This is a genomic window from Neorhizobium populisoli (genome assembly GCF_019430945.1).
Lineage (GTDB): Bacteria > Pseudomonadota > Alphaproteobacteria > Rhizobiales > Rhizobiaceae > Neorhizobium > Neorhizobium populisoli.
The window spans coordinates 514,245-530,108 of sequence record NZ_JAHYCB010000002.1 but is presented as its reverse complement, the minus strand read 5'-3'; the positions used below and the strand labels follow the sequence as shown (position 1 = coordinate 530,108).

The following is a 15,864-nucleotide window of genomic DNA, read 5'->3' as shown; positions in this document are numbered from 1 at the left end:
GACGATATTGCGTTGCATCACGTTCCGCCCTCCCCGGAACAACCAACAAGGACTCCCCTCATGCCACTTGCACTTTATGCCCTGACGGCGGGCGCCTTCGGGATCGGCGTCACGGAATTTGTCATCATGGGTCTGCTGATCGATGTCAGCAAGGATCTCGGCGTTTCGATCTCCGCCGCCGGCCTGCTGATTTCCGGTTATGCGCTCGGCGTCGTCATCGGTGCGCCCATCCTCGGCGCGATTGCCGGCAAATGGTCGAAGAAGACCTTGCTGATGGCGCTGATGGTGGTGTTCACCGTCGGCAACCTCGCCTGTGCCATTGCACCCGATTACTGGACGCTGATGGCCGCCCGCGTGCTGACTGCTTTCGCGCATGCCTCCTTCTTCGGCGTCGGTTCGGTGGTCGCCACCAGCCTCGTGGCTCCGAACAAGAAGGCTTCGGCCATCGCCATCATGTTCACCGGCCTCACCGTCGCCAATATTCTCGGTGTGCCCTTCGGTACCTGGCTCGGTCAGGCCTATGGCTGGCGGGCGACCTTCTGGGCCGTGACACTGATCGGCATCGTGGCATTTGCGGTCATCGCCGCGCTGGTTCCGAAGGATAATGCTGCCGACGACAAGCAAGAAGCCTCGCAGGGCGTGCTGGCCGTGCTCGGCCGCCGCTCGGTCATCCTTGGCCTTCTGACCACCGTGCTGTCCTGGGTCGGCGTGTTTGCGGGCTTCACCTATATCGCCCCGATTCTGACGCAGATCACCGGCTTTTCCGAAGCTGCCGTTTCGCCGATCCTGCTCGTCTTCGGTGGTGGTCTGGTGGTCGGTAACCTGTTCGGCGGCTGGCTGGCCGACCGGCACCTGATCCCGACCATCGTCGGAAGTCTCGTCGCTCTCGCTGTGGTGCTGCTCGCCATGACCGCCGCCATCCACCAGCCGGTTCTCGCCGTGATCGCCATCGGTCTGTTCGGTGCAGCCGCCTTCGCCACCGTCTCGCCGCTGCAGATGTGGGTGCTGGCCAAGGCGGAAGGTGCGGGCCAGGGCCTCGCCTCCTCCTTCAACATCGCCGCCTTCAACCTCGGCAATGCGATCGGCGCCTGGCTTGGCGGTGCAGTCATCGACCACGGCCCCGGCCTCGGTTCGGTCACCTTCGTCGCCGGCCTCGTGCCGATTGCAGCCCTGGCCGTCGCGCTGATCGCCATTCGTCTCGACCGGCGCAGTGCCGACAATGCCGCCCTCGCCTCGCCTGCCGAATAATCTGTCTGTTCAACGCATGCCGTGCTCCCGCAACCGGTTTTCCGCTTCGGGCGGCATGCAACAAAAGGAATAGGATCATGGAATATCGCAATCTCGGCGCATCCGGCCTCAGAGTGCCGGTTCTCTCCTTCGGCGCCGGCACGTTCGGCGGCTCCGGCCCGCTGTTTTCCCATTGGGGCACGACCGATGTGGAAGAGGCCCGCCGCCTCGTCGACATCTGCCTCGAAGCCGGCGTCAACCTGTTCGATACGGCCGACGTCTATTCGGCAGGCGCTTCGGAAGAAGTGCTCGGCGAGGCCATCAAGGGCCGCCGCAACGAGGTGCTGATCTCCACCAAGGCCAGCCTGCCGGTGGGTGACGGTCCGGCCGACTGGGGTTCCTCCCGCTCGCGGCTGATCGCCTCTGTCGAAGCATCGCTGAAGCGGCTCGGCACCGATCATATCGACATTTTCCAGCTGCATGCCTTCGATGCCTCGACGCCTGTCGAGGAAGTCGTCTCGACGCTCGACCGGCTCGTGCAGGACGGCAAGCTGCGTTATATCGGCGTCTCCAACTTCGCCGGCTGGCAGATCATGAAATCGCTCGCCGCCGCCGAGAAGCACGGGCAGACGCGTTATGTAGCGAACCAGGTCTATTACTCGCTGGTCGGCCGCGATTACGAATGGGACCTGATGCCGCTTGGGGCAGATCAGGGGCTCGGCGCGCTGGTCTGGAGCCCGCTCGGCTGGGGACGCCTCACCGGCAAGATCAGCCGCTCCAAGCCCATCCCGGCCGGCAGCCGGCTGCATGAGACGGCTGATTTTGGCCCGCCGGTGGATGACGAACTGCTCTACAAGGTGGTGGATGCGCTGGAAGAAGTCGCAGCAGAGACAGGCAAGACCGTGCCGCAGGTGGCGATCAACTGGCTGGTCGGCCGACCGACGGTCTCCTCCGTCATCATCGGCGCCCGCAACGAGGAACAGCTTCGCCAGAACCTTGGCGCTGTCGGCTGGTCGCTGACGAAGGAGCAAGTGGAAAAGCTCGATGCGGCGAGTGCTGTGACGGCGCCTTATCCGTATTTTCCGTATCGGCGGCAGGAGGGTTTTGCGCGGCTTAACCCGCCGATTGCGGGGTGATGCGAGAAGCCCCTCCCCCTTGTGGGGAGGGGTTGGGGAGGGGATCTTCGCTATAAAGTGAAAACCCCTCCCGCCTGCCGGCCACCCTCCCCACAAGGGGGAGGGTTAGGATCGCCGCACCGCCGTCATCCCCATCTACAACCCACCTCCCCAAAAGACGGAGGTTGATCCGTCACAAAATCGGTCCATGTATAGCGGGCCTCATTCCGCCTGGCCGCAATCAAGCAATCTTGCCGGGCCTTTTTCTCAGGAGCACATTCATGTTCGATGTCAGCGCCAATGGCGCAAACATTCCAGCCCTCGGTTTCGGCACGTTCCGTATGCCCGACGAAGACGTCGCCCGCGTGCTGCCGGAAGCGTTGAAGCTCGGCTTCCGCCATGTCGATACTGCGCAGATCTACAAGAACGAGGCGGCCGTCGGTGAGGTCCTGCATAATTCCGGCATTCCGCGCGCCGATATCTTCCTCACCACCAAGGTCTGGGTCGATCGTGTCGGCCACAAGGATTTCCTCGCCTCCGTCGACGAGAGCCTTGACAAGCTGAAGACCGATTATGTCGACCTTCTGCTCCTGCACTGGCCGCAGAGCGAAATGCCGCTCGCCGACCGGATGGGCGCCCTGAACGACCTGAAAAAGGCCGGCAAGGTGAAGAATATCGGCGTTTCCAACTTCTCGGTCGCGCTGATCGAGGAGGCCGTGAAGTTTTCCGACGCGCCGCTCGCCACCAACCAGGTCGAATACCACCCCTATCTCGACCAGACCAAGGTTCTGGCGGAAATGCGCAAGCACGGCATGTCCCTGACCTCCTATTACCTGATGGCAAACGGCGCGGTTCCGGGCGACGAAGTGCTGAAGGATATCGGCGCCAAGCACGGCAAGACGGCTGCACAGGTGGCGCTGCGCTGGGCGATCCAGCAGAAGGACGTCATCGCGCTGTCGAAAACCGCGACCGTTTCCCGCCTGCCGGAAAACTACGACGTCTTCGATTTCGCCCTGTCCGAGGACGAAATGCAGGCGGTTCACAAGCTCGCCAAGCCCGCCGGCCGCATCGTCAATCCTGGGCATCTGGCGCCGAAGTGGGATAATTGATCGGATCATTGGCGTGAGCCGGTAAAGCATGCCCCTAACCCTCTCACCGTCCTGACGGTGAGAGGGGGCGTGCCCCAAACCGACCGTTGAGATTTGGCACGCTTTTGCAGCGTGCGCCCTTCTCCCGCATTGGGGGAGAATGTGGCGGCCGTCGGATGAGGGGCCGCCCGTCACCCTTGATTTACCCCTCACCCGCCCCAATTCCCGTCGGCGACAGTTGAAACAACGCAGGCGGGCGGCATGTTTTACGGGTTGATCGATCGGGCCGGCACCGGCCGGCTGGTTGTTGTTTTCTCCATTTTCCTTTTGCTTTTCCCATTTTCCCCGGCATGGGCGCAGACAACCGATATCGACGGGCTGACCGTGACACTGCCTCAGACCGGCTGGAACAAGGTCGGCAAGACCACTCTCTTCATGCTGCAGAAGGAATTTCCGGAAACGGATAAGGACAAGCGCGGCACCGCGATGATCCAGATCATGAAGCCGGTCTCAGCGGCGCGCAATTCGCTGCCGGCTGGCCTCAAGACATTCGTCAACACCCTGCCCGACATGGCCAAGGAAGATATCACCGTCAAGCACTACGGCGTGACGGTGAACGGCCACGACATCCGCGTCGAGGACCGCTGCTGCGCCAGCATGAAGGGCGTTTCCGTCAGCCAAATCGTCGTCGGCATCGCGGGCGACAAACGGCAGGCCTATCTGCAGCTCGTGCAGTTCAACCTCCGCGGCGATCGCAGCAGCCAGGCGGAGGCTGAGTTTGCGGCACTGGTGCGCTCGGTGAAGCTCGATCCGTCCGACAAGGATTTCGAAATCGCGCCTTCCGGCGGCGACGGCGGGCTGGACGGCGTCTTTACCTATCTCGATACGGGCCTGAGACCGAACGTGTTCGGTGGCATGGATTTCTATTCCGACAGCCTGATCAAGGTGTTCGATCAGAAGGGAATATTCTCGACCGAGCTACCGAAGGGCGGCCTGTCGATCGCCGAGCACTGCCGCGAAAACCCCACCGAGTGCGGGCTCTACAGCCTCAAGGGCGGCGGCTTCTTTTCCGCCGGCAATATCGAGCTGCGCAGCGTCACCTCCGATTACGGCACGATCGAACCGGAGGCATCGGCGTTTGCAAAGAGCGGCAAGAACATCAAGATCGGCGAACGGGAATATCGCGCCATCCCCGCCTTTAAGGACGGCGCGACGCTTGACGGCGAATGGACGTTTACATTCGCGTCCAGCGGCATGACCGCGACCTCTTCCGGATCGGTCGCCTCCAGCCGGACGCTGACGCTGAAACCGGACGGCACGTTCCGCCGCACCGGCTGGCATGGCGCCTCCGCCAGCAACGAGATCGCCGGCTCGAGCAGCGGCCTGAGCACCACCGGCAAACGCGCCGCCGAAACCGGCACATACACGCTTTCCGGCTATCGCCTCGACCTCAGGCACGCGACCGGCCAAACGGAAACCCTGAGCATTTTCGAACCGGATGTCGGCTCCGACAAGCTGCTGGTGATCAACGGCAGCAACTACCTGAAAGACGACGACTGACGCGATGCGGGGATGCCGACCGGCGGCAATCCCCTTTCGCAATCCTGACCAACGGGCCGCGCTACAGCCACCCTTTCCGCTTGAAATACAGATAGGGCAGCGCCATCGAGACGATCATCATGGCGATCGCCATCTGATAACCGTAGGTCCATTGCAGTTCCGGCTGGTTGGCGAAGTTCATGCCATAGATCGAGGCGACCAGCGTCGGTGGCAGGAAGACCACCGAGGCGACCGAGAAGATCTTGATGATCTGGTTCTGCTCGAGGTTGATCAGCCCGAGCGTTGCATCGAGCAGGAAGTTGATCTTGCCGGACAGAAACGCCGAATGATCGCCAAGCGACGTGGCATCCCGCGCCAGAAGCTTCAGCCGCTGGCGCAGTTCCTTGGAAAGCTTGCGGTCGACGCCGTCGAGCGCGGCATAATAGGCGACCGCGCGGCTGATGCTGACGAGGCTTTCGCGCACCACGGTGATGAACTCGCCCTTGAGGCCGACCTCGCGCATCAGCTCCTGCAGGTCGCGCGTCTTCTTGTTGGCCTTGGCGGCCTTGGTCGAAAACACTTCCTGCGAGATCAGGTCGATATCGGTGCCGAGCCGTTCCAGCGTATCGGCCATGCGGTCGATGATCGCTTCGACAAGACCGGTCATGATCAGCTCGCCGTAACCGCAATGCAGGCCGGCGCCGTTCGGCTTTCTGGCGCGGGCCATGAAGGCATCGAACGGACGCGGCTCGGAATGGCGCACGGTGACGAGGATCTGGCCCTTGACGATGAAGGTGACCGGCACCTTGCGCGGCGAACCGCTGTCGGGCCGCGTCAGCACGGTCATGGTCATGAACTCGGCGCCGTCTTCCTGATAAAGCCGGGCGGAAAGCTCGATATCCTCCATCTCGTCCATGGTCGGCACGGTGATGCCGAGGCGCTCGCCCACTTCGCGCTCTTCCTCGGCGGTGGGGCTGACGAGATCGTACCAGACGATCGCCGGTGCGGCGGCAACTTCCGACGACGCAGCTTCCGCCGGTCGCCCATCTACGGGCAATTCCGCGGCTGCAATGGCGGGCATGTCGGAAGCGACCGATACGAGGCGGTCGAGGTCATAGGCATGGATACGCAGCATGACGGCTCCTTTTCGGACCATTGGTCCTCCGGAGCGCGTATCCTTGAAAAAGAAGGATCAGAGCCCCGAAAAGACAGGTCGGTATATTGACGTCGAACTTCGACTGTCGGGGTTCATCTCTTTGTCCTTTGAAATAGGGCTGCCTGAACAGGTGCCCCTTCACCGCCTGAAATGTGCCTCAAAAGGGCAAAAGTCAATGGGTTTTTACCACCTGCGACACCGGTGCCATCACGAGATCGGCACGGGTTGACGTTCGTTATTTACGATCACGCAAATGTTTATATTCACTATCATATTATTAAAGACTAATGATTTAGCCTGATCCCGCCGCCCCTCGTAGCTCAATGTCAGAGCAGCTACTTCGTTCGTAGCAGGTCCAGGTTCAATTCCTCGGCGGGGGCACCATCAGATTTCCGGTCTTTTCGGCCAGTCATCTTACCAGGATGGGATTTGCGGTTTTCCTGACAATCTGGCAGGCGGCATTGTCGCCTCGTATTGGTCGATATAGGTCTCCAGAGGCCACGCCGTACCAAACACACGCACTTCTAAAGTATCGCGATCGACAACGAACGGGGCATTTCCACCGTAGGCATTGAGTATGTTTGTCGGGTCACGCAAATATTCGCGATTCTGGTAGAAGAAGATCCAGCCGTAGGGCTTTGCAATCGTCGAATCGCGTAGCAATTCACCATCGCCGTTGGTGATCACCTCGACATAGGTTTCGGCAAGTCTTCTGGCACTTGCAAAGGTCAGCATTTCAAGCCCCTTAAGCCCGCACAAAAAAGCCGCCGACCTTGTAGTCAGCGGCCTCCTGTCCGGCAAACCGTCCGATCAGACGAACTGGCTCAACCCCGGCACCGAAGCGATCACCGTATCCACCACTTCATCGCCGGCGTGTTCGCGGGCAACCGCCATGGTTTCCTTGGCGAGACCGGTGATTTCGCCCATGCCGAGGCCCTGGCTCATCAGCTGCTGGCCGAGCGCCATGACGCCGCCGCCGCCGAAGCTCGACATCAGGCTGCCAAGCAGACCGCCGCCGCCGGCACCCTCGCCATTATACTGGGCAACCAGTTCTGGAGCGCCCGGGATTGCCTCGATCATCTTGGCGACCGCGCCGTCATCGGCCTCGCGCTGCAGGAAACCGAGCATCATGCCGATCGCCTTTTCGGCAACATCCGGAGCAATGCCGACAGAATCGGCGACGCGGGAAACCAGTTCGTTCATCAATCTCTCCTCGGGTTTTGACGTTCACGTCAAGGTAATAGGGTTAGTTTTGGCCGAAGGTTTCGGCGATGGCAAGTGGTTTTGACAGAGCAGGAGACGACACCTCCTCCGTCATTCCTGTGCTTGTCACAGGAACCCAGCCGGCCCAAGTCTTTGGGCTAAAAAGACTCTTTCGCATCGCAGACGCGATGCTGCTGGATCCTTGTGACAAACACAGGGATGACGGAGAACAACACGCGCGCCGTTCGGCCATCACCCCTTCCCTCCACCCGAAGCCTCACCCAGCGTGTCCGCCATATAGGCGCCTCGCCGGCCCATCGGCTTCGGCCGGCCGGTCGTCGAATCCTTCGCCGTCTGGTGCTCCAGTTCCGCGTTGATCTCCGCTCCGACGATGACGATGATGACGGAAATCCATGTCCAGACCATGAAACCGATCAGCGCACCGAGCGTGCCGTAAGTGGCATTATAATCGGCAATATTGGACAAGTAATAGGAAACCGCAATGGAGGCGGTGAGCCAGGCGATGGTGGAAAATGCCGCGCCCCAGGTGAGCCATCGGAACTTGGCGGGTTCGCGGCTGGGGCCGAAGCGGTAGAGCATCATGATGCCGCCGGTGACGAAGGCCATCATCACAGGCCAGCGGGCGAAGCGGATGATAATTTCCGTCCATTGGTCGAGCCAGAAATATTTCAGCACCGCCGGCACGATGCCCATGGCAAAGAGGATGACGATCGCCAGGAACAGCGCGCCGAGCGTGAAGAGTAGCGACACCACGTTCAGCCAGACGATATTGCGCTTCTCATCCTCGCCGTAAGCGACGTTCATTGCCTCGAACAGTGCCTTTATGCCGTTATTGGCGCTCCATAATGCGAGAGCGAGGCCGCCGATCAGGCCGATCGAAAGCGTCGCGCCGTGTTCAGAGGTGAGCGCCCTCAGCTGGTCGAGGAAGATGTTCAGCGCATCTGCCGGCATGACGGAACTCAGGAAAGCGATGCGGTCGACGATCGCCGTCGGGTCGGATACGAAGCCATAGAGAGAAACGAGCGCGCTGGCGGCGGGAAACAGCGCCAGCAGCAGATAATAGGTGACACCGGCGGCGATCAGCGTGATGCGGTCTTCGGTGAGGCAGGCGTAGAGCCGCCAGAACACATCCTTCAGGCCTCGGGCCGGGATTTCGGCAGGCGATTCGGCATCGCGGCCCCTGCTCTTTTCGTCCCTGGCCTTTTCTCCCGCGACCTTTTCAGATGCGCCGGCCCGGCCAGCGGACATGCCTTCATCTCTTCCGAATAGTGATCCGTCGCCTGTCGTCATCACCCATCTCCGCGCGGATGCTTTTCGTTGCCCGCCGCCGTGCCGCATCCTATAAGAGATTGCCGGCGGTAAGCCGTTGGCGTTGAACGCGAACAGAAGGCGGATAGTTGCATATGGACGAGACCGGAAAACTCTTCATCGGCGGCAGCCGCAAGCCGGACGATACGCTCAACAAGGCCGAATATCTGGACATGAAGTTCGGCAACCGCCATGGCCTGGTGACCGGCGCCACCGGCACCGGTAAGACGGTGACGCTGCAGGTGCTTGCCGAAGGCTTTTCGCGCGCCGGCGTGCCGGTCTTCGCCGCCGACATCAAGGGCGACCTGTCCGGCATCGCCGCCAAGGGCGAGGCCAAGGACTTCCTCCTCAAGCGCGCCGAACAGATCGGCTATCAGGATTATGAGTTCGAGCAGTTCCCGGTGATCTTCTGGGATATCTACGGCGAAAAGGGCCACCGGGTCCGCACCACGATCGCCGAAATGGGACCGCTGCTGCTCTCCCGGCTGATGGATGCGTCCGAGCCGCAGGAAGGCGTGCTCAACATCGCCTTCAAGATCGCCGACAAGGCCGGCCTGCCGCTGCTCGATCTCAAGGACCTCACCTCGCTGCTCAACTACATGGCTGAAAACGCCACCGAGCTTTCCAGCCAGTTCGGGCTGATCTCCAAGTCGTCGGTCGCCGCCGTGCAGCGCGCGCTGCTGGTGCTGGAACAGCAGGGTGCGGAACATTTCTTCGGCGAGCCGGCGCTGAAGATCACCGATATCATGCGGGTCAACCCCAATACCGGCCATGGCCAGGTGTCGATCCTTGCCGCCGACAAGCTGATGATGAACCCGCGACTCTACGCGACCTTCCTGCTCTGGCTGCTCTCCGAACTCTTCGAGGAACTGCCGGAAGTCGGCGATCCGGACAAGCCGAAGCTGGTCTTCTTCTTCGACGAGGCGCATCTTCTGTTCGACGAGGCGCCGAAGGTTCTTCTCGATCGTGTCGAACAGGTGGTGCGCCTGATCCGCTCCAAGGGCGTCGGCGTCTATTTCGTCACCCAGAACCCGCTCGATGTGCCGGAAACGGTACTGGCCCAGCTCGGCAATCGGGTGCAGCACGCGCTGCGCGCCTATACGCCGCGCGAGCAGAAGGCGGTGCGCACCGCCGCCGATACATTCCGCCCCAACCCGGCTTTCGATTGCGCCACGGCCATCACCAATCTCGGCACCGGCGAAGCGCTGGTCTCGACGCTGGAAGGCAAGGGCGCGCCGTCGATGGTCGAACGCACCCTCATCTGCCCGCCGTCGGGCCGCATCGGCCCGCTGACCGATGCCGAGCGCCAGACCGTGATGGACAGGAGCCCGGTTCTCGGAATTTATGACGAGGACGTGGACCGCGAAAGCGCCTTCGAAATGCTGGCCGCCAAGGCTAAGACGGCATCCGACCAGGCGGCTGCAAAAAAGGCGCAGGACGAACTCGACCCCGGCCAGCCCGCCGGCTCCGGCGAGACCACCGGCTGGACGCTGCCGGGCTTCGGCCACAAGGACGACGACGACCGCCGCGACCAGCCGCGCGGACGCTCCGGCTACCAGCGCGAGACGATCATCGAAGCGGCAATGAAGAGCGTGACGCGGACGGTGGCGACGCAGGTGGGCCGGGCGATCGTTCGCGGGATTTTGGGGAGTTTGAAGCGGTAACTCTGTGATTGAAATCGGCAAGGCCAGCCCCTACTGTAGTCACATGTGACTACAGAGGTATATGCCATGTCGACAGTCAATCTCCGCGAGGCAAAGGCCGGTTTCTCCACTCTTGTCGATCAGGCGTTGAAGGGCGAGATCGTGACGATTACCCGTCACGGCAAGCCAGTGGCTGCGTTGGTCAGCATCGAAGCTGCGGAGGCCGCCCAAAAGGCACTCGGCAAAGCCCAGTTGAATTTCGGCGAGTATCTCATGTCGTTTCCCGGCGGAATCGAGTTCGAACGGGATCGTTCGACTATGCGTGATATCGACCTGTGAGTGGGTATCTTCTCGACACGAACGTCATTTCCCGCTTGGCGCCTGGCAGATATGAGCCTTCGACTGCCTTGCGTGACTGGATAATAACCGAAGGCGCAGCCGGGCGGCTCTATATCGCAGCGATCACCATCGCGGAAATTGAGCGCGGCATCCGAAAGCTTGATCGCAAAGGCGGCCAAGAGCGCGCCGCGAAGCTTGCCGACTGGCTTGATGGCATCGGTTCAACATTTAAAGATCGCATCCTGCCCTTCGATGCCGATGCAGCGAGGATTGCAGGCGAGATGGCTGACGACGCGGACGCAAGCGGAACCCCGCAGGATCTGGCCGATGTGATGATCGCCGCCACCGCAAAAGCACACGGATTGACTGTCGTTACAAACAATATCCGCCACTTCGAGCCGTTGGATGTTTCGGTCCAGCGGCCACCGGAATGACCGTCCTCACCGCTTCCGCATAAACTCGGTCCGCAGCACTAGGGCATCAAGTTGGCAGCGCGTTGGTTGACAGATGGGGCCGAACGACACAGCTTGGTACCAGGCAATCCGGATGCAACCAATCATTACCCTATGATTCCGCTATGAAACTTTACCCGCAAGGTCGGATAAAACGACTTGTCCTTGCCGTCGCATTGCTCATTGCGAGCTTTGTTGCCTGGGATGAGATCACGAACATGGACAGATTCGCCTGGCCGCAATCGGCCAAGGACCGGATCGAGAATATGGCGTCCACTTTGCGGCGGATAAAGGGACCGGCGAGATGGTGCTATCCGTCCACCAACCCGGCCAATCTTTACAGGGCGGACCGTGCCATCTGGAGCGAGATCAACCAATGCATGACGGAGATTGCGCCGGTGAGTGACTATATTGAAGTCTATCCGCGTGAGTACATGAAGCGCTTCTACCGCGCTAATCTCGGCGACAAGTTCTGCGAAGTGACGTTATCGACCGTTTATAATGACGATCGGATAGTCGGTTCCGATTGCTACTATGGCCTGTTTCCCAAAGACAAGGATACGGGCGTCGGCATGACGGACGACAAATTCGGCTGATCGACAACGCACGTTTCGTCTCGCCTTGCCTTTTACCGCTTCTTCACGAACTCCGTCCTCAACACCAGACCCTTGATGGCGTCATGCTTGCAGTCGATCTCTTCGGGATTGTCCGTCAGCCGGATCGAGCGGATCACCGTGCCCTGTTTCAGGGTCTGGCCGGCGCCCTTGACCTTCAGGTCTTTGATCAGAGTGACGGAATCGCCGTCCTGCAGCAGGTTGCCGGAGGCGTCGCGCACTTCGGCGGCCAGTGCGGCGGCTGCGGCGATTTCCGACGCCGGGCGCCATTCGCCGGTTGCCTCGTCATAGATGTAGTCGTCGTCACCGGCGGTCATCGGCTCTCCCCTGAAATCTAACTCTGTCTCGGATCGGCCCTATAGCAGCGGGCCGGGTGGGGCAAGACCGGCAGAGCCATCATTCCACGCCGTCAGATTGCAATCCGCCGGGTGCGATGATATTTCACCTCCCGTGCTCATCAGAGAAAGGAGGGTCACGTGCGCAATTTCTATCTCCGGTTCTACCGGCCCCGTGGCCCGATCGTCGCCCTGCAGATGCGTTTGCAGGGCTGACCAGAGGCCGTTTTCTCACACATCCTCATTCTGGTCGGTCCTTCGTGGCCGGCAGGTATTCACCTGCCATTTCATACCCACCGCAAACGGCGGCGTTGCTGAAAGCTGCGTGCCGGCAACACCGTCCTTCTGCGGCAAGACCAGAGATTTATCATGAGCATTCTCAACCTCCGCAATCTCGGAGTGATCCTTTCCAGCCCGCTGTTTTCCGGGCTCAATCTCACCGTCAATGCCGGCGACCGGATCGGCATCGTCGCAGCCAACGGGCGCGGCAAGTCCACGCTTCTGAACTGCATCACCGGCCGGCTGGATGCGACCGAGGGTGAGATTACCCGTGCCCGCGGGCTGACGGTCGGACTGGTAGAGCAGAACGTGCCTCCTGCCCTTGTTGGCGCAACCTTCCGGGATGCCGTGCTGCAGGCCTTGCCGGCCGACCAGATCGACAGCGAGAGCTGGCGGGCGGATGTAGTTCTCGCAGGCATGGAGGTGCCGGAAGAGCTGCAGGAACGACAGCTTTCCGCTTTGAGCGGCGGCTGGCAGCGGCTGGCGCTCATCGCGCGGGCCTGGGTGGCCGAGCCGGACGTGCTTTTGCTCGACGAGCCGACAAACCATCTCGACCTCGCCAAGATCGCGCTGCTGGAAGACTGGCTGAATGCGCTGCCGCGAGATGTGCCGGTGATCCTCGCGAGCCATGACCGCGCCTTTCTCGATGCCGTCAGCAGCCGCACCCTGTTTCTGCGGCCGGAGAACAGCCAGGTCTTCTCCCTGCCCTACAGCCCGGCGCGGGTGGCGCTGGACGAGGCGGATGCCGCGGATGCCAGGCGCTACGAGCGGGACATGAAGACCGCCGACCAACTGCGCAAGCAGGCGGCGAAGCTGAAGAATATCGGCATCAATTCCGGCAGCGATCTTCTGATCACCAAGACCAAGCAGCTAAAGGAAAGGGCCGAAAAGCTGGAGGATGCCACTAAGCCGGCGCATCTGGAACGCTCCGCCGGCGCCATCCGCCTCGCCAACCGCTGCACGCATGCCAAGGTGCTGGTGACACTCGATAATGCCGAGGTGAAGACGCCGGACGGCACATTGCTGTTTCGCACCGGCCAGCAGTTCATCTGCCAGGGCGACCGGATCGTACTGCTCGGCCGCAACGGCACCGGCAAGACGCGGCTGGCGACGATGCTGCGCCGGGCGATCGCCGAGCCTAACTCGACGGCGGACGGCATCAAGGCGACGCCCTCTCTGGTGCTCGGTTACGGCGACCAGGCGCTGGCCGATCTCGACGACCGGCGCACCCCGCACGAAACCATCATCCACCGTTTCGATATCGGCGACCAGCGAGCGCGCACCCTGCTGGCCGGCGCCGGCATGTCGATCGATATGCAGGGCAAGCCGGTCTCAGCCCTGTCCGGCGGGCAGAAGGCGCGGCTGGGGCTCTTGGTGCTGAGACTTCGCGAGCCGAATTTCTACCTGCTCGACGAACCGACCAATCATCTCGATATCGATGGCCAGGAGGCGCTGGAGGCGGAATTGCTGGGACATCAGGCAAGCTGCCTGCTCGTCTCCCACGACCGCAGTTTCGTACGCACCATCGGCAACCGGTTCTGGCAGATCGAGGGGAAACGGCTGGTGGAGGTGGAAGGCCCGGAAGTGTTCTTCGCGGCGGCACGGCGCTGAGAAGCCGCCTGAAGATGCTCGCGATCGATCCTAGAGACCTCGGGATGCTTTCCCGGATCTGCGGCGCCACCGATGCGCCGGCCTTTGCCGCATGCTCGGAATGCATCGAGAGCGGCGACGTGGCAACTGCCAGCGTAGAACCTAGGGCAATGCCACCTCGACTGACCGCGGGGGCGATACCGGCTTTGGCGCCGTTGACGTTGACGAAGAAAGACCCTGCCGATATCGGCGAAAGGCGGAAGGTACATACAATCCGAGAGCAAATCCGGCGAAAGAGATCAGAGGCACTATCATCTGCAGGGGTCTCAGCGTCGGCAATTGCTGGATCAAGGCCTGATCGGGCCAGAGCAAGTCCCAAAGGGGACGATCAATTTCCTGAGCAAAACCAAACGCCAGAACGACCGAAAACACGGCCGCGATCGCCGTTATCAGACCATCTAACAAAGATCGCCCGATAAAATTCCGCGGAATATCCGAAAGTACCGATAGAGTAACAGTAACTATCGCCGCGCAGAAACCGAACGGAGCGACTGCCCCTGCAGAAACGATCGCGGAAGCGAGGCCTTGACCGGTCGAGGCAGAAATGACCCCGTCAGCTATTCCGCGGGTTGCGGCGATGCTCAAGATCGAGCCGAAAAATCCAAAAGGTGCGGCAATCAAATAACCCAGAAAGCGATTTTTGTTGTCTTTATGTATCCTGTCGGCAATCCATATCGCCGGCACCAGGATGGACAGGAAGAAAATCACGAATTGCATAGGCCAAATCAATAGAACGTCCCACCATTTATTGTCCGGCTTCCAATGTAAGAAAGCCGACGCAATGAAAATACCAACGGGGTATATAACGAATAGCAATCCGGCTGAAATTTGATAGATATCCTCTTGCATCGACTTTAATACAACTCTTGGCTTCGTCATAGGAAGATCCAGAAATCCCACTTTTTCCAATATCTGCCGCCGCCTCGAAATAAATCTCGATCCGATAAAAAGCTTCCATGCTATCGGCAAATACACTCTGGATTCCATATTATCCAAATACAAGAGTATATCTCTTTCCATTTCATCTATATCATGTTTTTCAGCGTTATTTTTAATGAGATCGATGTAGTTCTCGATCTGCAAAAAAAGCGATCGCATGTCGGCGTCCAATCGGCCGAACTCTTCAGCGCATTCTTTGTGAAGGGCATTGAGCTCAGACATCGTGCTGGACCACTTGTCGATCTCCGCTTTCACAGCCAGTATCTTGTAAAGCTTGTCGTCAAAGGATTTGCCCTTGACGTGTTCGGGCCATTCATCCATCGACGCATCGGACATGAACTCGGCCGCAGCGCCGGCCAACTGGCTTTTTCTCGATGGATCGAATGTTGCTTTGACCATTGAATTGACAACAGATCGCACTTTCGTCGGAATAGATGCGCAATCCTGAAGAAACCCACGAAGCCCTTCCTCGACTCCGTGAAATGGGCTTTTACGGCTTCCGAACAAAACGAAGATCACACTCAGTGCCACGATCGGTCGCGCGACATCGGGAAAACCCTGTGTCGGTATCGACAGTTCCCCCAAATTTAGCTTCCCCGAAATAATCTTCAATATATAATCAAGCAATTCGGGTGAAAATATAAGCAATATAAACAATATTATCGATATAGATGCATATATAATTCCAGATACATAATAATTATAGTATGTCGTCCAATATCTCGCGCCAATCGGAACCTTTGACATACCGGGTTGCCACGCAAGAGTGGTGAATTTCTTAAAAGAAAACCCGAAACATGCGATCGCCACTATCATGGTCATGACCGCCATTGGAATTGTCATTTTTGAAAAGAAAATATCGATCACACCGGCAGCATCCATGACAACCTCCAACTCATGATTGCCGATAAATATTATCACAACCTCCTAAAAATACAACAACTTGTTATTTTATC

At 59.8% G+C, this 15,864-nt stretch carries 15 protein-coding genes and 1 tRNA gene; 10 read left to right on the top strand and 6 right to left on the bottom strand.

The features are described 5' to 3' along the window. Positions 1-60: 60 nt before the first annotated feature. The 4 genes from KX729_RS06790 (at position 61) to KX729_RS06775 (ending at position 4,990) form a co-directional block, all read left to right on the top strand. The gene (locus tag KX729_RS06790) at positions 61-1,248 is read left to right on the top strand and encodes an MFS transporter (RefSeq protein WP_219741664.1); all 1,188 of its coding nucleotides are present in this window, start codon (positions 61-63) and stop codon (positions 1,246-1,248) included. 77 nt (positions 1,249-1,325) lie between these two features. After that, positions 1,326-2,363, top strand: coding sequence for an aldo/keto reductase (locus tag KX729_RS06785; protein ID WP_219741663.1), 1,038 nt, complete (start codon positions 1,326-1,328; stop codon positions 2,361-2,363). Between the two features lie 260 nt (positions 2,364-2,623). Further along, a complete protein-coding gene (locus tag KX729_RS06780; RefSeq protein WP_219741662.1) occupies positions 2,624-3,451 on the top strand; it encodes an aldo/keto reductase in 828 nt (275 codons plus the stop codon). A gap of 240 nt (positions 3,452-3,691) precedes the next feature. Then, positions 3,692-4,990, top strand: coding sequence for a hypothetical protein (locus KX729_RS06775; RefSeq protein ID WP_219741661.1), 1,299 nt, complete (start codon positions 3,692-3,694; stop codon positions 4,988-4,990). 61 nt (positions 4,991-5,051) lie between these two features. Here KX729_RS06775 and KX729_RS06770 read toward each other — a convergent pair whose 3' ends face one another. Next, positions 5,052-6,104: a magnesium transporter CorA family protein gene (locus tag KX729_RS06770; protein WP_219741660.1), complete on the bottom strand. Its 1,053-nt coding sequence runs from the start codon at positions 6,102-6,104 to the stop codon at positions 5,052-5,054. 329 nt (positions 6,105-6,433) lie between these two features. Between KX729_RS06770 and KX729_RS06765 the strand changes: the two genes are divergently transcribed. Further along, positions 6,434-6,509, top strand: a tRNA-Thr gene (locus tag KX729_RS06765). Positions 6,510-6,539: 30 nt separating this feature from the next. Here the strand turns inward: KX729_RS06765 and KX729_RS06760 are convergent. The 3 genes from KX729_RS06760 to KX729_RS06750 all read right to left on the bottom strand — a co-directional run bounded on the left by KX729_RS06760 (position 6,540) and on the right by KX729_RS06750 (position 8,597). Then, the gene (locus tag KX729_RS06760; protein WP_219741659.1) at positions 6,540-6,860 is read right to left on the bottom strand and encodes a YrhB family protein; all 321 of its coding nucleotides are present in this window, start codon (positions 6,858-6,860) and stop codon (positions 6,540-6,542) included. A gap of 75 nt (positions 6,861-6,935) precedes the next feature. After that, entirely contained in the window at positions 6,936-7,328 is a 393-nt protein-coding gene (locus KX729_RS06755) for a hypothetical protein (protein ID WP_219741658.1), read from the bottom strand. A 252-nt stretch (positions 7,329-7,580) separates the two neighbouring features. Beyond that, on the bottom strand, positions 7,581-8,597 hold the full coding sequence (locus tag KX729_RS06750; RefSeq protein ID WP_219741657.1) for a YihY/virulence factor BrkB family protein: 1,017 nt from the start codon (positions 8,595-8,597) through the stop codon (positions 7,581-7,583). A 155-nt stretch (positions 8,598-8,752) separates the two neighbouring features. Here KX729_RS06750 and KX729_RS06745 point away from each other — a divergent pair, with 155 nt between their 5' ends. From KX729_RS06745 to KX729_RS06730, 4 genes are all read left to right on the top strand, one after another. After that, a complete protein-coding gene (locus KX729_RS06745) occupies positions 8,753-10,321 on the top strand; it encodes a helicase HerA-like C-terminal domain-containing protein (RefSeq protein WP_219741656.1) in 1,569 nt (522 codons plus the stop codon). A gap of 66 nt (positions 10,322-10,387) precedes the next feature. Next, positions 10,388-10,639, top strand: coding sequence for a type II toxin-antitoxin system Phd/YefM family antitoxin (locus tag KX729_RS06740; protein ID WP_219741655.1), 252 nt, complete (start codon positions 10,388-10,390; stop codon positions 10,637-10,639). Continuing rightward, entirely contained in the window at positions 10,636-11,073 is a 438-nt protein-coding gene (locus KX729_RS06735; RefSeq protein ID WP_219741654.1) for a type II toxin-antitoxin system VapC family toxin, read from the top strand. The genes KX729_RS06740 and KX729_RS06735 overlap by 4 nt, the downstream gene beginning before the upstream one ends. Positions 11,074-11,309: 236 nt before the next feature. Further along, positions 11,310-11,687, top strand: coding sequence for a hypothetical protein (locus tag KX729_RS06730; RefSeq protein ID WP_219741653.1), 378 nt, complete (start codon positions 11,310-11,312; stop codon positions 11,685-11,687). 32 nt (positions 11,688-11,719) lie between these two features. On the opposite strand, the gene KX729_RS06725 is transcribed toward KX729_RS06730, so the two are convergent. Further along, the gene (locus KX729_RS06725; protein ID WP_219741652.1) at positions 11,720-12,022 is read right to left on the bottom strand and encodes an alkylphosphonate utilization protein; all 303 of its coding nucleotides are present in this window, start codon (positions 12,020-12,022) and stop codon (positions 11,720-11,722) included. A gap of 387 nt (positions 12,023-12,409) precedes the next feature. Here KX729_RS06725 and KX729_RS06720 point away from each other — a divergent pair, with 387 nt between their 5' ends. Next, the gene (locus KX729_RS06720) at positions 12,410-13,930 is read left to right on the top strand and encodes an ABC-F family ATP-binding cassette domain-containing protein (protein WP_219741651.1); all 1,521 of its coding nucleotides are present in this window, start codon (positions 12,410-12,412) and stop codon (positions 13,928-13,930) included. Positions 13,931-14,071: 141 nt separating this feature from the next. Here KX729_RS06720 and KX729_RS06715 read toward each other — a convergent pair whose 3' ends face one another. Continuing rightward, positions 14,072-15,790: a hypothetical protein gene (locus KX729_RS06715; protein WP_219741650.1), complete on the bottom strand. Its 1,719-nt coding sequence runs from the start codon at positions 15,788-15,790 to the stop codon at positions 14,072-14,074. Between the last annotated feature and the right edge of the window lie 74 nt (positions 15,791-15,864).